Origin of the sequence: Streptomyces cavernicola (assembly GCF_029968035.1) — a bacterium.
GTDB classification, from domain to species: Bacteria; Actinomycetota; Actinomycetes; order Streptomycetales; family Streptomycetaceae; genus Streptomyces; species Streptomyces cavernicola.
The window spans coordinates 69,970-85,580 of sequence record NZ_JASCIQ010000033.1; the positions used below are offsets into that span (position 1 = coordinate 69,970).

Annotated in this window: 18 protein-coding genes; 10 read left to right on the forward strand and 8 right to left on the reverse strand. The window is 71.8% G+C overall.

Translation table 11 applies throughout. The features are described 5' to 3' along the window. Positions 1 to 57: 57 nt before the first annotated feature. From QIS96_RS27370 to QIS96_RS27400, 7 genes are all read left to right on the forward strand, one after another. Positions 58 to 909, forward strand: coding sequence for a HipA family kinase (locus tag QIS96_RS27370; RefSeq protein WP_282545430.1), 852 nt, complete (start codon positions 58 to 60; stop codon positions 907 to 909). Then, positions 906 to 1,298 carry a DUF3037 domain-containing protein gene (locus QIS96_RS27375; protein ID WP_282545431.1) on the forward strand — a complete coding sequence of 131 codons (393 nt, stop codon included), beginning with the start codon at positions 906 to 908 and terminating at the stop codon, positions 1,296 to 1,298. Before QIS96_RS27370 ends, QIS96_RS27375 begins: the two co-directional genes overlap by 4 nt. Before the next feature lie 198 nt (positions 1,299 to 1,496). Then, positions 1,497 to 2,258, forward strand: coding sequence for a 3-oxoacyl-ACP reductase FabG (fabG, locus tag QIS96_RS27380; protein ID WP_282545432.1), 762 nt, complete (start codon positions 1,497 to 1,499; stop codon positions 2,256 to 2,258). Between the two features lie 15 nt (positions 2,259 to 2,273). Then, positions 2,274 to 3,029, forward strand: a complete 756-nt coding sequence (locus QIS96_RS27385) for an SDR family oxidoreductase (protein WP_282545433.1) — start codon at positions 2,274 to 2,276, stop codon at positions 3,027 to 3,029. A gap of 151 nt (positions 3,030 to 3,180) precedes the next feature. Next, complete coding sequence (locus tag QIS96_RS27390; RefSeq protein ID WP_282545434.1) at positions 3,181 to 4,764, forward strand: ABC transporter substrate-binding protein; 1,584 nt, start codon at positions 3,181 to 3,183, stop codon at positions 4,762 to 4,764. Positions 4,765 to 4,894: 130 nt separating this feature from the next. Further along, entirely contained in the window at positions 4,895 to 5,593 is a 699-nt protein-coding gene (locus tag QIS96_RS27395; RefSeq protein WP_282545435.1) for a uracil-DNA glycosylase, read from the forward strand. Positions 5,594 to 5,771: 178 nt separating this feature from the next. Continuing rightward, complete coding sequence (locus tag QIS96_RS27400; protein WP_282545436.1) at positions 5,772 to 6,311, forward strand: hypothetical protein; 540 nt, start codon at positions 5,772 to 5,774, stop codon at positions 6,309 to 6,311. An 84-nt stretch (positions 6,312 to 6,395) separates the two neighbouring features. Here QIS96_RS27400 and QIS96_RS27405 read toward each other — a convergent pair whose 3' ends face one another. Both QIS96_RS27405 and QIS96_RS27410 read right to left on the reverse strand, forming a co-directional pair. After that, the gene (locus QIS96_RS27405; RefSeq protein ID WP_282545437.1) at positions 6,396 to 6,911 is read right to left on the reverse strand and encodes a hypothetical protein; all 516 of its coding nucleotides are present in this window, start codon (positions 6,909 to 6,911) and stop codon (positions 6,396 to 6,398) included. A 79-nt stretch (positions 6,912 to 6,990) separates the two neighbouring features. Further along, positions 6,991 to 7,677 carry a TetR/AcrR family transcriptional regulator gene (locus QIS96_RS27410; protein WP_282545438.1) on the reverse strand — a complete coding sequence of 229 codons (687 nt, stop codon included), beginning with the start codon at positions 7,675 to 7,677 and terminating at the stop codon, positions 6,991 to 6,993. Positions 7,678 to 7,770: 93 nt separating this feature from the next. Here QIS96_RS27410 and QIS96_RS27415 point away from each other — a divergent pair, with 93 nt between their 5' ends. Further along, positions 7,771 to 9,036 (forward strand): FAD-dependent monooxygenase, encoded by a 1,266-nt coding sequence (locus QIS96_RS27415; protein WP_282545439.1) that lies wholly within the window; start codon positions 7,771 to 7,773, stop codon positions 9,034 to 9,036. Between the two features lie 79 nt (positions 9,037 to 9,115). After that, positions 9,116 to 10,036, forward strand: coding sequence for a Gfo/Idh/MocA family protein (locus QIS96_RS27420; RefSeq protein ID WP_282545440.1), 921 nt, complete (start codon positions 9,116 to 9,118; stop codon positions 10,034 to 10,036). Here QIS96_RS27420 and lnt read toward each other — a convergent pair. The 4 genes from lnt to QIS96_RS27440 form a co-directional block, all read right to left on the reverse strand. Further along, positions 9,945 to 11,786 carry an apolipoprotein N-acyltransferase gene (gene lnt, locus QIS96_RS27425; protein WP_282545441.1) on the reverse strand — a complete coding sequence of 614 codons (1,842 nt, stop codon included), beginning with the start codon at positions 11,784 to 11,786 and terminating at the stop codon, positions 9,945 to 9,947. The two genes, QIS96_RS27420 and lnt, sit on opposite strands and share 92 nt — an antisense overlap. Before the next feature lie 169 nt (positions 11,787 to 11,955). Next, entirely contained in the window at positions 11,956 to 12,477 is a 522-nt protein-coding gene (locus tag QIS96_RS27430) for a nuclear transport factor 2 family protein (RefSeq protein WP_282545442.1), read from the reverse strand. 92 nt (positions 12,478 to 12,569) lie between these two features. After that, positions 12,570 to 12,746, reverse strand: coding sequence for a hypothetical protein (locus QIS96_RS27435; RefSeq protein ID WP_282545443.1), 177 nt, complete (start codon positions 12,744 to 12,746; stop codon positions 12,570 to 12,572). Between the two features lie 125 nt (positions 12,747 to 12,871). Next, positions 12,872 to 13,213: a deoxyxylulose-5-phosphate synthase gene (locus QIS96_RS27440; protein WP_349017420.1), complete on the reverse strand. Its 342-nt coding sequence runs from the start codon at positions 13,211 to 13,213 to the stop codon at positions 12,872 to 12,874. A gap of 202 nt (positions 13,214 to 13,415) precedes the next feature. Here QIS96_RS27440 and QIS96_RS27445 point away from each other — a divergent pair, with 202 nt between their 5' ends. Further along, entirely contained in the window at positions 13,416 to 13,619 is a 204-nt protein-coding gene (locus QIS96_RS27445; protein ID WP_282545445.1) for an antitoxin, read from the forward strand. 36 nt (positions 13,620 to 13,655) lie between these two features. Here QIS96_RS27445 and QIS96_RS27450 read toward each other — a convergent pair whose 3' ends face one another. Both QIS96_RS27450 and QIS96_RS27455 read right to left on the reverse strand, forming a co-directional pair. Further along, positions 13,656 to 14,528 carry an undecaprenyl-diphosphate phosphatase gene (locus tag QIS96_RS27450; protein ID WP_282545446.1) on the reverse strand — a complete coding sequence of 291 codons (873 nt, stop codon included), beginning with the start codon at positions 14,526 to 14,528 and terminating at the stop codon, positions 13,656 to 13,658. 313 nt (positions 14,529 to 14,841) lie between these two features. After that, a complete protein-coding gene (locus QIS96_RS27455) occupies positions 14,842 to 15,570 on the reverse strand; it encodes a TVP38/TMEM64 family protein (RefSeq protein ID WP_282545447.1) in 729 nt (242 codons plus the stop codon). Between the last annotated feature and the right edge of the window lie 41 nt (positions 15,571 to 15,611).

A 15,611-nucleotide genomic window follows, 5' to 3' on the forward strand; every position in this document is an offset into this window, starting at 1 on the left:
CCGGTCGTACGCGACAACTCGATCGAACACCCCGCGACTCGCCAGTAGCCTGGAGCGATGCTCACCGAAGTCACAGCGACCCGCTACGTCACGCCCTTGCGTGAGGGCGGCTCGCTCCCCGGGATCGTCGAGGCCGACGATCTCGGGACGTACGTCATGAAGTTCACCGGCGCAGGACAGGGCCGCAAGACGCTCGTCGCGGAGGTCGTCTGCGGGCAGCTGGCGCGCCGGCTCGGCCTTCGGGTGCCCGAGCTCGTGCAGATCCAGCTCGACCCGGTCATCGGCCTGGGCGAGCCGGACCAGGAGGTGCAGGAGCTGCTCAAGGCCAGCGGCGGCCTCAACCTCGGCATGGACTACCTGCCGGGCTCCCTCGGCTTCGACCCGCTCGCGTACGAGGTGGGCGCCGAGGAGGCGGGCCGCGTCGTCTGGTTCGACGCGCTGATCAACAACGTCGACCGCTCCTGGCGCAACCCGAACATGCTGGTGTGGCACGGCGACCTGTGGCTGATCGACCACGGCGCCAGCATGATCTGGCACCACAACTGGCGCACCGCCCAGGCCGCAGCCGCCAAGCCCTACGACGCCTCCGACCACGCGCTCGCGCCCTTCGGCCCCGACATCGCCGCGGCCGCCGCCGAGCTCGCCCCGCGCGTCACCGAGGAACTCCTCACCGAGGTCGCCGCCGACGTGCCCGACGAGTGGCTGGTCGACGAGCCCGGCTTCGAGAGCCCCGACGAACTGCGCCGCGCGTACGTCGACGTGCTGCACGCGCGTGTGCAGGGCCTCGCCGACCGCATCACGCTCGGCCCGCGCGTGGAGCGCAAGCAGTCCAACGCGCCGGGGTGGCTCACCGACCACCTCACCCCCTGGCCGCACCCCACCAAGAACAAGAAGGGCGCGGGCGAGTGAGCGAGCGCAACGGCCGTGATGTGTTCGAGTACGCGCTGCTGCGCGTCGTCCCGCGCGTGGAGCGCGGCGAGGTGTTCAACGCGGGCGTGGTGGTCTACTGCCGCGCCAGGTCCTTCGTGGCCGCCCGCACCCACCTCGACGAGCGCAAGCTGACCGCGCTCGACCCGACCGCCGACGTCGCGGGCGTACGGGCCGCGCTCCGCGCCGTCGAGGGCGTCTGCCAGGGCGGCGAACACGCGGGCCAGGCGGCGCGCGACGACGCCGGGCGGCGCTTCCGCTGGCTGGTCGCGCCCCGCTCCACGGTGGTCCAGCCGGGCCCGGTGCACACCGGCCTGACGGCCGACCCGGAGGCCGAGGTCGAGCGTCTCCTGGACCTCCTGGTGCGCTGAGGCGGCGTCCGATCGGGCACGTGATCGGCACCTGATCGGCGACTGTGACGAAGCCCTGACACCGGTGGGCCGTTGACACCGGGTGCCAGGGCTTCTAGCGTCACGGATGCTGTAGGTACTAAGCGGTCGCTCACCGGACAGGGTCGTCCCGGCGGGAGCGACGCGAGAGCCGCATTCCAAGGCCGAGGGAGAACCAGCATGTCCACCACCGAGCAGCGCGTCGCCGTAGTCACCGGAGCCGCGCGCGGCATCGGCGCCGCCACCGCGATCCGACTGGCCGCCGAAGGCCGCGCCGTCGCCGTCATCGACCTCGACGAGGCCGCCTGCAAGGACACCGTCGAGCAGATCAAGGCCGCCGGCGGCAAGGCGATCGCCGTCGGCTGCGACGTCTCCGACGAGGCGCAGGTCGAGGCCGCCGTCGCCCGGATCGCGGACGAGCTCGGCGCTCCCACGGTCCTGGTCAACAACGCGGGCGTCCTCCGCGACAACCTGCTCTTCAAGATGAGCGCCTCCGACTGGGACACGGTCATGAACGTGCACCTTCGCGGCGCCTTCCTGATGTCCAAGGCCTGCCAGAAGCACATGGTCGACGCCGGCTTCGGCCGCATCGTCAACCTGTCCAGCTCCTCGGCGCTCGGCAACCGCGGCCAGGTCAACTACTCGGCGGCCAAGGCCGGTCTGCAGGGCTTCACCAAGACCCTCGCCAAGGAGCTCGGCAAGTTCGGCATCACCGCCAACTCCGTCGCCCCCGGCTTCATCGTCACCGAGATGACCAAGGCGACCGCCGAGCGCGTCGGCATGGGCTTCGAGGAGTTCCAGGCCGCGGCCGCCACCCAGATCCCGGTCCAGCGCGTCGGCCGCCCCGACGACATCGCCAACGCCATCGCCTTCTTCACCGGCGACGCCGCGGGCTTCGTCTCCGGCCAGGTCATGTACGTCGCCGGCGGCCCGCTCAACTAGCCCGGAGGGTTCCAGATGGCAGTGCAGGACAGTGGCAGGGCCGCGCTCGTCACCGGAGCGAGCCGCGGCATCGGATACGGCATCGCCGAGGAGCTCGTCGCCCGCGGCGACCGGGTCTGCATCACGGGACGCAACGAGGACGCCCTCAAGGAGGCCGTCGAGAAGCTCGGCGCCGACCGGGTCATCGGCGTCGCCGGCAAGGCCCACGACGAGGCCCACCAGGCCGTGGCCGTCGAGCGCGCGATGGAGGCCTTCGGCCGGGTCGACTTCCTGGTCAACAACGCCGGCACGAACCCGGTGTTCGGGCCGATGGCCGACCTCGACCTGAACGTCGCCCGCAAGGTCTTCGAGACCAACGTGATCTCGGCGCTCGGCTTCGCCCAGCAGACCTGGAAGGCCTGGCAGTCGGAGAACGGCGGCGCGATCGTCAACATCGCCTCCATCGCCGGCGTCTCGGCCTCCCCGTTCGTCGGCGCGTACGGCATGAGCAAGGCCGCGATGGTCAACCTGACCCTGCAGCTGGCGCACGAGTTCGCGCCCAAGGTGCGGGTCAACGCCATCGCGCCCGCCGTGGTGAAGACCAAGTTCGCCAAGGCGCTGTACGAGGGCCGCGAGGAGGAGGTCGTCTCCGCCTACCCGCTCGGCCGGCTCGGCGTGCCCGCCGACATCGGCGGCGCCGCGGCGTTCCTCACCTCGGACCAGTCGGACTGGGTCACCGGGCAGACGCTCGTCGTGGACGGCGGCATCTTCCTCAATGCGGGCGTCGGCTGACAAACCGCTCAAGCCGCTGCGGACCGCACGTAGCGGCTGAAGAGGAGCATCTCGGTACATCAAGTGCCCTGCCCGGCCTGGACGTTGGCCGGGCAGGGCGCTGCGGTAAGGTGCGCCAACCCCCTGGCGTGGTTGATCGAGGAGCGTGCGCGTGTTCAACCGGACCCGAAGTCTGCAGGCCGCTGCGACTCTTGCGTCCATATCCCTGCTCACGGGATGCGGTGTCTTCACTTCCGAAAGCGCCGACGAGGAGAAGCCGATCGTCGTCGGCACCACCAGTGCGCCCAGCACCCTCGACCCCGCCGCTGCCTGGGACGGATCCTGGGAGCTGTACCGGAACGTCTACCAGACGCTGGTCAGCTACCCGACCGGCGCCGCGACGCCCGAGCCGGACGCCGCCGAGGCCTGCGAGTTCACCGACGAGTCGAACACCTCGTACCACTGCAAGCTGCGCGAGGGCCTCAAGTTCTCCGACGGGGACCCGCTCGACGCCAAGGCCGTGAAGCACTCCATCGACCGGATCGGCAAGATCGGCGTCGAGGGCGGCCCCGAGGGCCTGCTCGGCAGCCTCGACCGCGTCACGACCAACGGCGACCGCGACGTCACCTTCCACCTGAAGAAGGCCGACGCGACCTTCCCGTTCGTGCTCGCCGCCCCGGCCATGTCGATCGTGGACCCCCAGGAGTACCCGGCGGACTCCCTCCGCAAGGGCGACGGCGTCGTGGGTTCCGGCCCTTACAAGCTCGATTCGTACGAGGCCGACAAGAAGGCCGTGCTCACCAGGAACCCGAACTACGACGGGTTCGCCGAGCACAAGAACAACGCCGTCACCATCCGCTACTTCCAGGACTCCGGCGCGATGGTGCGGGCCCTGAAGAAGCACGACATCGACGTCACGTTCCGTGGTCTGACCTCGCAGGACATCGTCGACCTCCAGGGCTCGGCCGCCGCGAAGGACAAGCTCCAACTCGTCGAGGGCGCGGGCACCGAGACCCGCTTCCTGGTGTTCAACCCCAAGGACCAGTGGGCGAAGAACCCCGCCGTGCGCGAGGCCGTCGCCCAGGTCATCGACCGCGGCGCGATCGTGCACAACGTCTACAAGGACACCGTCGAACCGCTCTACTCGATGGTCCCGACCGGCGTCGCCGGCCACACCACGGGCTTCTTCGACACGTACGGCAAGCCCAGCACCCCCAAGGCGAAGAAGATCCTCACCGACGCGGGCATCACGCGCCCCGTCCCGCTCACCCTCTGGTACACCACGGACCGCTACGGCTCGGTCACCAAGACGGAGTTCGAGGAGATCAAGCGGCAGCTGGAGGACTCCGGGCTCTTCGACGTGACGATCAAGGGCCGCCCCTGGAAGGAGTTCGAGAAGGGCTTCCGCGGCGGCGAGTACCCGGTCTTCGGCCGCGGCTGGTTCCCGGACTTCCCGGACCCGGAGAACTTCATCGCGCCCTTCGTCGGCGAGCACAACAACCTGGGCATCCCCTACGCCAGCCCGCGCATCACCGACCAGCTGCTGCCCCAGTCGCGCCGTGAGACGGACCGCGGCGCCGTGGCCGAGGAGTTCGAGAAGGCGCAGGAGATCCTCGTCGAGGACGCCCGTCTCCTTCCGCTGTGGCAGGGCAAGCAGTACGTCGCCGCCTCCGAGGAGATCGCCGGCGGCGAACGCGCCCTCGACCCCTCGACGATCATGACGATGTGGGAGCTGAGCCGGAAGACCAGCTGGTAGCCGCCGCTCCTTCAGCGACAGCGCGCCACGACCTTCGAGGGCGGCCGGAACTCCGGCCGCCCTTCGGCGTTGTCAGCGGTCGCAGGTAGGTTCGACGGTGATAAGTGACCGCACCATGGAGGTTGTTCACGTGACGGACCCGACCACCGCAGCCCTGCTCCCCGAGTCCTGGCGAGAGGTTCTCGGCGAGGAGTTGGAGAAGCCCTACTTCAAGGAGCTCACCGAGTTCGTCGAGGAGGAGCGCGCGAAGGGCCCCGTCTACCCGCCCCGCGAGCAGGTCTTCGCCGCTCTGGACGCCACGCCGTACGAGAACGTGAAGGTGCTCGTCCTCGGCCAGGACCCGTACCACGGCGAGGGCCAGGGGCACGGCCTGTGCTTCTCGGTCCGCCCCGGCGTGAAGACCCCGCCCTCGCTGCGGAACATCTACAAGGAGATGCAGGCCGAACTCGGCACGCCCATCCCGGACAACGGCTATCTGATGCCGTGGGCCGAGCAGGGCGTGCTCCTCCTGAACGCGGTGCTGACGGTTCGAGCGGGGGAGGCCAACTCCCATAAGGGTAAGGGCTGGGAGAAGTTCACGGACGCCGTGATCCGCGCGGTCGCCTCCCGCCCGGACCCGGCGGTCTTCGTGCTGTGGGGGAACTACGCGCAGAAGAAGCTCCCGCTCATCGACACCGAGCGGCACATCGTGGTGAAGGGCGCGCACCCTTCGCCGCTCTCCGCGAAGAAGTTCTTCGGCTCGCAGCCGTTCACGCAGATCAACGACGCGGTCGCCGCGCAGGGCCACGAGGCGATCGATTGGCATATTCCGAACCTGGGCGCTGCCTGACCGTTCCCGGCCAAGCCTCGGCCTGATCCCGGCCGGGTTCGGCTGCGGTTCGGCCGCGGCTCGGCCGGATCGGTAAGCCGCGTCCGCCACTTGAGCGTTCGCGCCTGAGCCGGATTGTCAGTGGCGGCGGTTAGCGTCGGTGGTGTTCGCAGATCGTCGTACGAGTCGGGAGTAAGCAGTGGCGGAGCAGCACGGGCAGTCGTCCGAGGACGCCGTGATGGCACGGGCGGGGCAAGCGGTCATGCTGCATCGCGCGGGGGACCGCGAGGAGGCCCGCAACCGCCTCCTCGGCCTCTGGACGGAGATCGGCGAGCACGGCGACCCGCTGCACCGCGTCACGATCGCGCACTACATGGCGGACACCCAGGACGACCCGGCGGATGAACTCGCCTGGGATCTGCTGGCCTTGACGGCCGCGGAGGTGCTGACGGACGAGCGCCTGGAGCAGCACCACAGATCCCTCGAAGTGCGCGCGTTCTACCCGTCGTTGCACCTCAACCTCGCGGCGGACTATGTGAAGCTCCACCGCGAGGATGAGGCCCGCGCCCACCTCCGCCAGGCCCGCGGCGCGATCGGCACGCTCGGCAACGACGCCTACGGCAACGGCATCCGCGCCGCGATCGAACGCCTGGAGCTCCAGCTCGGGGCGGACGAGCGGGGCGAGCGGGGCGAGCGGGGTGGCGGCGGCCCGGTGGGACCGCCGCGCAGCGAGGGGTAGTCGGGGAGGAGGTCCCCTTTCCTCCCGTCCCCACGTCCCCGGTGGTTCAACTCCCGTACGTCACCCCGTACTTCAACCCGTACTTCAACTCCCGTACTCGGCACGGCAGATGCGGGCCTGCGGGCTCTCCGGGGCCCAGCGCCCGTACCGCTCGCCGAGACCGCAGAGATCGGTGCCGGGCAGCAGGGACTCGGGGGGTAGGTGGACTCCGGGCAGAGGGGAGGCGCCGGCCGCGCGTCGGTGCCGCCCCTGCTGCTCCGACTGTGCGGGGCCGCCTCCCCGGGCCGTGTCCGAACCGGAGTCGGGGCCGGGGCCCGAGGCGGCGGACGCGGGGGAGCGGTCGCGCTTCGGCCGCTCGGGGGTGCGCAGGGAGTCGACGGACTCGGGGGCGGCCGGCGCCATCATCCGTAACGCCTCATGCGCCGGGGCCGTGACCAGTCGTGGCTCGGAGCCGCCGCGGTCGGCCTGCGGAAGGGGCTGGGGCTCGGCGGCGTCGGCCCGGGACTGTGGGGCCACGGCCCCGCCCACGGAGACACAGCCGCTGACGGCCGAGGCGGTCAACGTGATGAGCAGGGTCGCTGCGGTCCTCGTACGGTGCATCTGCGCAACTCTGCTGTGCGGACGGCCTCTTGAGCGAGAGATCGGCAAGGGATTGCCCCGCACGGGTGAACCCCGGCTGCTACACCTGGCCACCCGGCCCCACCATCCCGCCCAGCATCTCCCGGAAACCGGTGCGCAGTTCGTCGAGGCTCGGGACCTCCGCGTGGTACGAGCCAGCCGTGCAGGACAACATCAGGCCGTCGCTCCAGGCCACGAGCGACAGAGTGTGGCGGCGCGGGTCCCGGGAGCCGACCGCCCTCAGCATGGCCTCCACCGCGGTGCGGAACTGGGCGCCCTGCTCGTCGTAGAAGGCGCGCAGCTCCGGGCGTCGGGTGGCTTCGAGGGCCAACTCGTAGCGGGAGACGGTCAGTTCGCGGTGCTCCGTCAGGGCGCGGTGCAGGGCGAGGGCGAGGGTGTCGGCCAGGGCCTCGACGCCGCCCTCGGGGTCGGGCGCCTCCGCCGGCATCAGCGTCTGCGCCTCGCGCTCCGCCTGCCGTCGCACGGTCGCCTCCAGGAGAGCGAGCCGGGTGCGCGCGTGATTGGAGGTGGAGCCCTGCGGCAGGCCCGCCGCCTCGTCGACCGCGCGGTGCGTGAGGCCGCGCATGCCGCGCCGGGCGAGCAGCGTGATCGCGGTGTCGGCGATCAACTCGGCACGGGAGGAGGTGCGGGAGGAGGCACGGGGGGCGCGGGAGGTGCCAGCAGTGCGGGAGGCGCGCGGTGCACGGGCGACGGGTTCAGGAGCGGGTGCGGGCGTGGGGTCGGGCATGAGGGCACCCTATCGGTTGCGACTACACCTGTAGTAACCTCGTTCCCGTAAGTACTACAGGTGTAGTGAACGGTCTCGTCGCGAGGAGGATTCATGGTCCGGGCCATCGTGATCGGAGGCGGCGTCGGCGGCCTCACCGCGGCCGCGGCGCTGCACCAGCGGGGCTGGGCCGTGACCGTCCTGGAGCGCTCGCCCGCCCTGGAGCCGGTGGGCGCGGGCATCTCCCTCTCGCCCAACGCCCAGCGCGCCCTCGATGTCATCGGACTCGGCGACGAGATCCGCGCGCTCGCCGCCTGGCAGCGGGACGGCGGCCTGCGCACGCCCGGCGGCCGCTGGCTCTCGCGCACCAGCAGCGAAGCGGTCGCCGAGCGCTTCGGCGGCTCCCTCGTGCTGCTGCACCGCGCCACCCTGGTCGACGTGCTCCGCTCCCGGCTGCCGAAGGACGCCGTCCGCACCGGCCTGGCCGCGCGCCTCGCCGACCCGGGCGGACCGGGCAGGCCCGCGACGGTCACCACCGACGAGGGCGACCTGGAGGCCGAGCTCGTGCTGGGCGCCGACGGCATCAACTCCGGGGTGCGCGCGGCCCTGTTCCCCGGCCACCCCGGACCGACGTACGCGGGATTCACCACCTGGCGGGTCGTCGTGCCGGCGCCCGAGCGGCACTTCGGCTCGCACGAGACGTGGGGCCGCGGCGAGCTGTGGGGCTCGCACCTGATGAAGGACGGAACGGCGTACGCGTACGCGGCCGCCGGAGTGCCCGCAGGATGGCAGGCTCCCGGCGGCGAACGGGCGGAGCTGATACGGAGGTTCGGGCACTGGCACGAGCCGATCCCGACGATCCTCGACAGCGCGCGGCCCGAGCAGATCCTGCGGCACGACGTGTACTACATGCGCCACGCCCTGCCCGCGTACCACCGGGGCCGGGTCGCCCTGCTCGGCGACGCCGCGCACGCGATGACGCCCAGCCTCGGCCAGGGCGGCAACCAGGCGATCGAGGACGCGGTGGTCCTCGCCCACCACGCCGACCCGGAGCGGGAGCCCGGCCCCGCCCTCGCGGCGTACTCGGCGGAGCGGCTGCCGCGCACGATGGGCATCGTCGCCAAGGCGTACCGCACGGGCCGCATCAACACCACACGCCTCAGCCGCCCGGTGGCGCTCCTTCGGAACGCGCTGATCGCGGGCGTCGACCGGCTCGGCCCGAACCTGGTCCTGCGCACCCTCGACGGCATCGTGGACTGGCAACCGCCCCAGCAGGTCCAACCGCCCCGGCAGGTCCAACCGCCCCGGCAGGTCCAACCGCCCCAGCAGGTCCAACCGCCCCAGCAGGTCCGCCCGCCCCGGCAACCCCAACAGCCATAGCCATCCCGGCCGCCCGGCCGCCCCGGCCGCACGTATGCTGCTGAGCCTCGTACCACCGCGCACAGCAGGGAGCACGCACGTGAAGGTCGGCTGCATCGGGCTCGGCGACATCGCGCAGAAGGCCTATCTGCCCGTCCTCGGCACCCTCCCCGGGGTCGAGCTGCACCTGCAGACGCGGACGCCCGCCACGCTCGAACGCGTCGCCGCCGCATACCGCGTGCCCGTCGAGCAGGCCCACGCGGACCTCGACGGGATCATCGCCCAGGGCCTCGACGCGGCGTTCGTGCACGCGCCCACCGCGGCGCACCCCGAGATCGTCACGCGGCTCCTCGAAGCGGGCGTGCCCACGTACGTCGACAAGCCGCTCGCGTACGAACTCGCCGCGTCCGAGCGGCTGGTGGAGCTCGCCGAGGAGCGGAACGTCAGCCTCGCCGTCGGCTTCAACCGGCGCCTCGCGCCCGGGTACGAGCAGTGCGCCGACCATCCGCGCGAGCTGATCGTGATGCAGAAGAACCGGGTCGGCCTGCCGGAGGACCCGCGGACGATGGTGCTCGACGACTTCATCCACGTCGTCGACACCCTGCGGTTCCTCGTGCCCGGTCCGGTCGACGACATCTCCGTGCGCGCCCGCGTCCGCGAGGGCCTGATGCACCACGTGGTGCTGCAGCTCGCCGGTGACGGGTTCACCGCGCTCGGCATCATGAACCGGCTCAGTGGCTCGACCGAGGAGATCCTCGAGGTCTCGGGCCAGGACACCAAGCGCGAGGTGCGCAACCTCGCCGAGGTCGTCGACCACAAGGGCCAGCCCACGATCCGCAGGCGCGGCGACTGGGTGCCGGTGGCGCGGCAGCGCGGCATCGAGCAGGCGGTGCACGCCTTCCTCGACGCGGTGCGCGCCGGTCGGGTGCTCAGCGCTCGCGACGCGCTCGCGACGCATGAGCTGTGCGAGCGGGTGGTGCGGGAGTCGCTCGCGGCCGGCTCCCGTCGCCCCGGCGCCTGACCGCCCGTACCGCCTCGACCGCGCACAGCAGGGCGAGCGCCGCCACCGCCCCGTACACCGGCCAGTCGCCGAAGCGGACGTAGAGCGTGGTGCCGGTGGCGAGCGGGACGTCGTACGTCCGGGCCGTGCTCTCGTCCGTGCCGATGGTGCCGCCGACGCGCGCGCCGTCCGGGCCGTGCACCGCGGAGACGCCGGTGAGCGTGGCGTGCACCATCGGGCGGCCGTTCTCGGCGGCGCGCACCGCGGCGAGCGAGGCGTGCTGCTCGGGCGCCCAGCTGTCCTGGAACGTCGACGTCGCCGACTGCGCGAGCAGCAACTGCGCGCCGGAGCGCGTCAGGTGGCGGCTCATGTCGGGGAACGCCGTCTCGAAGCACACCAGCGGCCCCACCTTCCCCCAGGCCCGCCCGGCGGGGGCGTCCGCCCGGCCCGACACCGGCAGTACGACGGGTGCGGTGCCGCGCCTGCGGTCCTCACCCGCGGCCTTGCCGACGGAGGTGGCCCAGCCGAGCAGGCCGCGCATCGGCACGTACTCGCCGAACGGCACGAGCCGCATCTTGTCGTAGCGGTCGCCGGTCGGACCCTCGGGGCCCACGAGGATCGCGGACTTGAAGATGCCGGGCTTGTCGGAGCGGCGCGCGTCCACGTTCACCAGGATCTGCGCGCCCACCTCCCGGGACAGCCGCGCGATCCGCTGCGCCAGGTCGGGTCGCGTGGCCAGGTCGTACCCGACGCTGCTCTCGCCCCAGACGACCAGGTCGAGACCGCGCCCGGCCAGCGTGCGGGTCAGGGCCTCCTCGCTCGCGAAGCGCTTCGCGGCGCCGACCGCCCCGCCGTTCACGCCGGGCTGTACGACGGCGACCCGCGCCGAGCCGGCCGGCTGGGGGCGCGGCGCCCACGCCCAGGCCGCGCACGCCGCGACGGCCACGGCGAGGACTCCGGCGACCGCCGGGACGCGTGCCCGCCGGACGGCGATCAGCGCGGCGCACGCGGTGTTCACGGCGACGACGAGCAGGCTCACCAGCCACACCCCGCCCACCGACGCGACCCGCAGCGCGGGCTCGACCTGCCACTGGCTCGACCCGAGCAGACCCCACGGCCCGCCCAACCCCTCCCAGGACCGGACCAGTTCGACCATCAGCCAGGCGCTGGGCACGAGCACCAGGGCCGCCGCCACCCGCCGCGGCGCGGGCGAACCGCCGAGCAGCCGCCGTACGAGCAGCCCCCAGGGCGCCCACAGCGCGCCGAGCAGCGCGGCGATCACGAACGTGAAGACGTGCAGACTCGGCAGCAGCCAGTGATGCACCGCGAGCATGAAGCCGAACCCGCCGAGCCAGCCGTCGTACGCGGCCCTGCGCGCCGTCGGCGCCGAGCGGGCGAGCAGCAGCCAGGGCACGAGCGCGACGTAGGCGAACCACCACCAGGACGGTTCGGGAAACGCGAGCGCCGGCAGCGCGCCCGCCAGGACGCAGAGGGCGGCCCGGCCCCAGCGGGAGTCGAGCAGCCGCCCGCGCACACCGCTCCGCGCCCGCCCGGACGGCTGCCGGTCCCGCCGGTCCTGCCGGTCGTGCTGATCCCGTCGATCCTGCCGATCGCGCCGGTCCTGCCGGTCCTGCCGGTCCTGCCGGTCGTGTCCGAAGTGCCGACCGAAGTGCCGGTTCGTGGTGCGCCGGGGCTGGGGCAGGCCCTTCGGGCCGCCGTCCCGGAAGCCGGCTCTGCGCAGTGCGCCGGTCGACCAGCCGGTCAGCTCCATGCCGTGCCTCCCTCGGCGCCGGACATCCGGTGCGTGCGTACGTCCAGTGTGCTCCCGCTCCGCGATCTTCGACAGAGGACGTGGTCCGCGGCGCGAGGGCGCGCCGAGCGGGTCGTTCCGGTCAGGTGGAGCGGTGGTCGGGAGGAGCGGTGGTCAGGAGGAGCCGTGGTCAGGAGGAGTGGTCGGGTTGCGGGCGCGGTGCGGGCGGCTGCTCCCGCAGGCCGTCCGCGTCCCGCCCCTCGATGGCGATCCGGCGCCACTTCTCGCGTACGACGACCCTCGTGACCCGCCAGCCGATGCGGGTGCGCAGCACCGAGAACACGTACCGCCCGCCGCACTCGAAGTCCGGGGCGCCGCCGTCGGGCCAGGTGCGCATCGGGTTGGTGTAGTCGGCCTGCACCTCGGCGGTGTCGCCGACGTCCCCGTCGAGCGGGCCGAAGCGGAGTCTGCGGTTCACGATCAGGTGCTGGCGCATCGGGAAGAGCTGGAGGGTGTCGGCCAGCCACTCGGCGACCTCGTCGGCCGCGCCTTCGACGCCGCCGGCGGAGCTGTAGTCGGCGCGGCCGTCGGGGCTGAAGAGGCTGCGGTACGCGAGCCAGTCGCCGTCGTCGACGGCCACGGCGTAGTCGGTGATGAGGGCGTCGATGGCCAGCCGGTCCATCACGGTTGCGAGGTCCACACGCTGCGTCATCGATTCAGTGTTGTCCCCCGGAGCCGTGAGGCCAAGGGGCGTGCGCGGACCGGTCGCTGTCGGGTCGCCGTCCGTTCGCGGTCGCCTGCCGGTCAGGCGACCTTCACGACCTCTTCACGAACGGCTGCGGACCAGGCGACGACGAGCACCTGGTACTCAGCACGCTGTTCATCGCTCAACCGCCCGCCGGAGCACAGCATCAGGCCGCGTATCCGCTCGTTCAACTCGTCTGCGGACCACGGGGCACCCTCGGGCGAAGTGGCGATCATGTGAAAGAGTCTAGGGCCTGGGTCTGACAACGGCCGTGCTCTGCAGGCGACTTCTGTGCCTATCCGGTCACACCCACGGCAATATGCGCGGAAGTCACCCTGCGGAACGCCTCCTTCCGCCGACGTCAGTCCCGCCGCTCGTCGGACCACGGGTCGGGATCGGCGAGAACTTCCGCGAGGGGGCGGCCGGTTCGGGCGGCGACCTCCTGGCGTTCGCGGACCTCGCGCAGGGTGCGGGGCCGGTAGCCGGGCCCGTCCGGCATGCAGCCGCAGGTCGGGCGGAAGCGCAGGCCGGCTTCGAGGACCACGGCCAGGGCCCGCCACCCGTCGACGTCCCGGCGCGGCGGTACGGCGAGTTGCTCCCCGGCGTCGATCATCGGCTCCCCGCAGGAGGGGCAGGGGACGGGCTGCGGCGACGCCTTCTTGAACGCGTGCCGGCAGCCGAGGCAGACGAGATGACTCCGCATGATGACCACCAGGGCACCGTACGGAGTGGTACGGGCGCGAGGCAGCCCCTTTTCCGTAGGCCAGAACCGCCGCCTTCTATCCGCGAGAACCGCCGCGAGGGCTGTGAACTGCGGCGGAACCGGCGACGCGGCTCAGCGGATGCACCCCGCGCGCAGGTCCGGGATGCTGGAGGAACCCGTACAGCAGAGCAGGAGGACTGCCATGTCTGTGATGGACAAGCTGAAGCAGATGATCAAGGGCCACGAGGAGAAGGCCGGTCAGGGCGTCGACAAGGCCGGTGACATGGTCGACGAGAAGACGCAGGGCAAGTACAGCAAGCACGTCGACACCGCCCAGGAGAAGCTCAAGCAGCAGCTGGGCACGGACCAGCAGGCCAAGGGCCAGGACGACCCGCCGCAGCAGTGACGCTCAACTCCTGAGCAGCGTCGACGCCTTCGTGGCTCAGCCCGCGGACTCGCCCGCGTGCGGGCTCAGTACGCCCATGCCGACCAGGATGAACAGGACGATGCCGAGGACGACGCGGTAGTACACGAACGGCATGAAGGACTTCGTGGTGATGAACTTCATGAACCAGGCGATGACCGCGTAACCGACCACGAAGGCGATGACCGTCGCGAAGATCGTCGGGCCCCACGAGACATGGCCCTCGCCCGCGTCCTTCAACTCGTAGGCGCCCGAGGCGAGTACGGCGGGGATGGCGAGCAGGAAGGAGTAGCGGGCGGCGGCCTCGCGGGTGTAGCCCATGAGCAGGCCGCCGCTGATGGTCGCGCCGGAGCGGGAGACGCCCGGGATCAGGGCCATGGCCTGGCAGACGCCGAAGATCAGTCCGTCGCGTACGCCGAGTTCCTTCAGGGTCTTGCGCTCGCGGAGGGCGCGGTGGCGGCCGCCGGCCTCGTCGCGGGCGGCGAGGCGGTCGGCGATGCCGAGGACGATGCCCATCCCGATCAGCGTGGTGGCGATCAGCCGCAGATCGCGGAACGGGCCCTCGATCTGGTCCTTGAGCGTGATGCCGAGGACGCCGATCGGGATCGAGCCGACGATCACCAGCCAGCCCATCTGGGCGTCGTGGTCGCCGCGCATCTCCTTGTTCGTGAGCGAGCGGAACCAGGCCGAGATGATCCGGGCGATGTCCTTGCGGAAGTAGATGAGGACCGCGGTCTCCGTGCCGATCTGCGTGATGGCGGTGAACGCGGCCCCGGGATCGTGCCAGCCGGCGAAGGCGGCCGTGAGGCGCAGATGCGCGCTGGAGGAGATGGGGAGGAACTCGGTGAGCCCCTGCACGAGTCCGAGGATGAAGGATTCGAACCAAGACATTGGGTGCTAGGCCATTCGCGTGCTGATCATGGACTGACCAGCGAACTGGCAGGTCAGGACCCCTGAGTGGATGGACGGACGAGGTGTCGGCTTAAGCATCTGACTCTTGTGATCGTCGCCGTTGTTCAGGGGAAGCGTAGCGGCAGCCGTTCGGGGCCCCGTTCACGGGCTGCGCCTGCCCGGAGAGCTGGGGCTGCGCCTGCCCGGAGAGGCTGCGCCTGCTGGAGAGTTCGGGCTGTGCCTGCCCGGAGAGCTCGGGCCGTCCCTGCTGGAGAGCCGGGTCCGTGCGTCGCGCCCGGAGACGGGGCGGCCGTCACCCCTCGGCGCCGTCGCCGCGCAGCTTGTGGCGCTTGCACCAGGCGACGATCGCCGCGGCGAGTCCGGTCAGGGCGATGAACCCCATGGCGACGAGGAACGCGGGGGACGTCGGCGTGCTCGCCCGGCTGCCCGCCACCACGTACGCCGCGGTGTTCGGGATCGAGCCGAGGCCGGTGGCCAGGAGGAAGGGGAACCAGCCCATCCGGGAGATGGAGGCGCAGTAGTTGGCCGCCCAGAACGGCACTCCGGGAAAGAGCCGCGCGGCGAGGGTCGAACGGAATCCGTGCCGGCTCAGCTGGCCGTCCACCGCGTGCACGACGCGGCCGCGCAGCAGCGGGCGCAGCGCGTCCTGCCCGAGCACCCGGCCCAGGCCGAAGGCCAGCCCCGCGCCGATGACCGTGCCCGCGAGCGCCCCGACGAGCCCCGCCTGCGTACCGAACAGGGCGCCCGCGGCCAGGTTGAGCAGCGGCCGTGGGACGAACGCCGCGGTGCACAGGCCGTACGCGACGGCGAACACGACCACCGCCGCCGCGCCGTTCAGCTGCACCGGCCAGCCGTCGGCGAGCAGCCGCTGCGGTTCGAGGACGAGGACGCTGGTGCCGGCCGCCGCGAGCAGCACGACGAGCAGGGCGAGCCGGGACCACGGGGCGAGCAGCGCGCGGCCGAAGCGCACGGCGAGGCCCTGGGGAGCGGCGGCCGCGGGCTCTGGCACGGGTTCGAACATCCGGGGAGACTAACCGACACATATGTGTGATCGCCGTATGG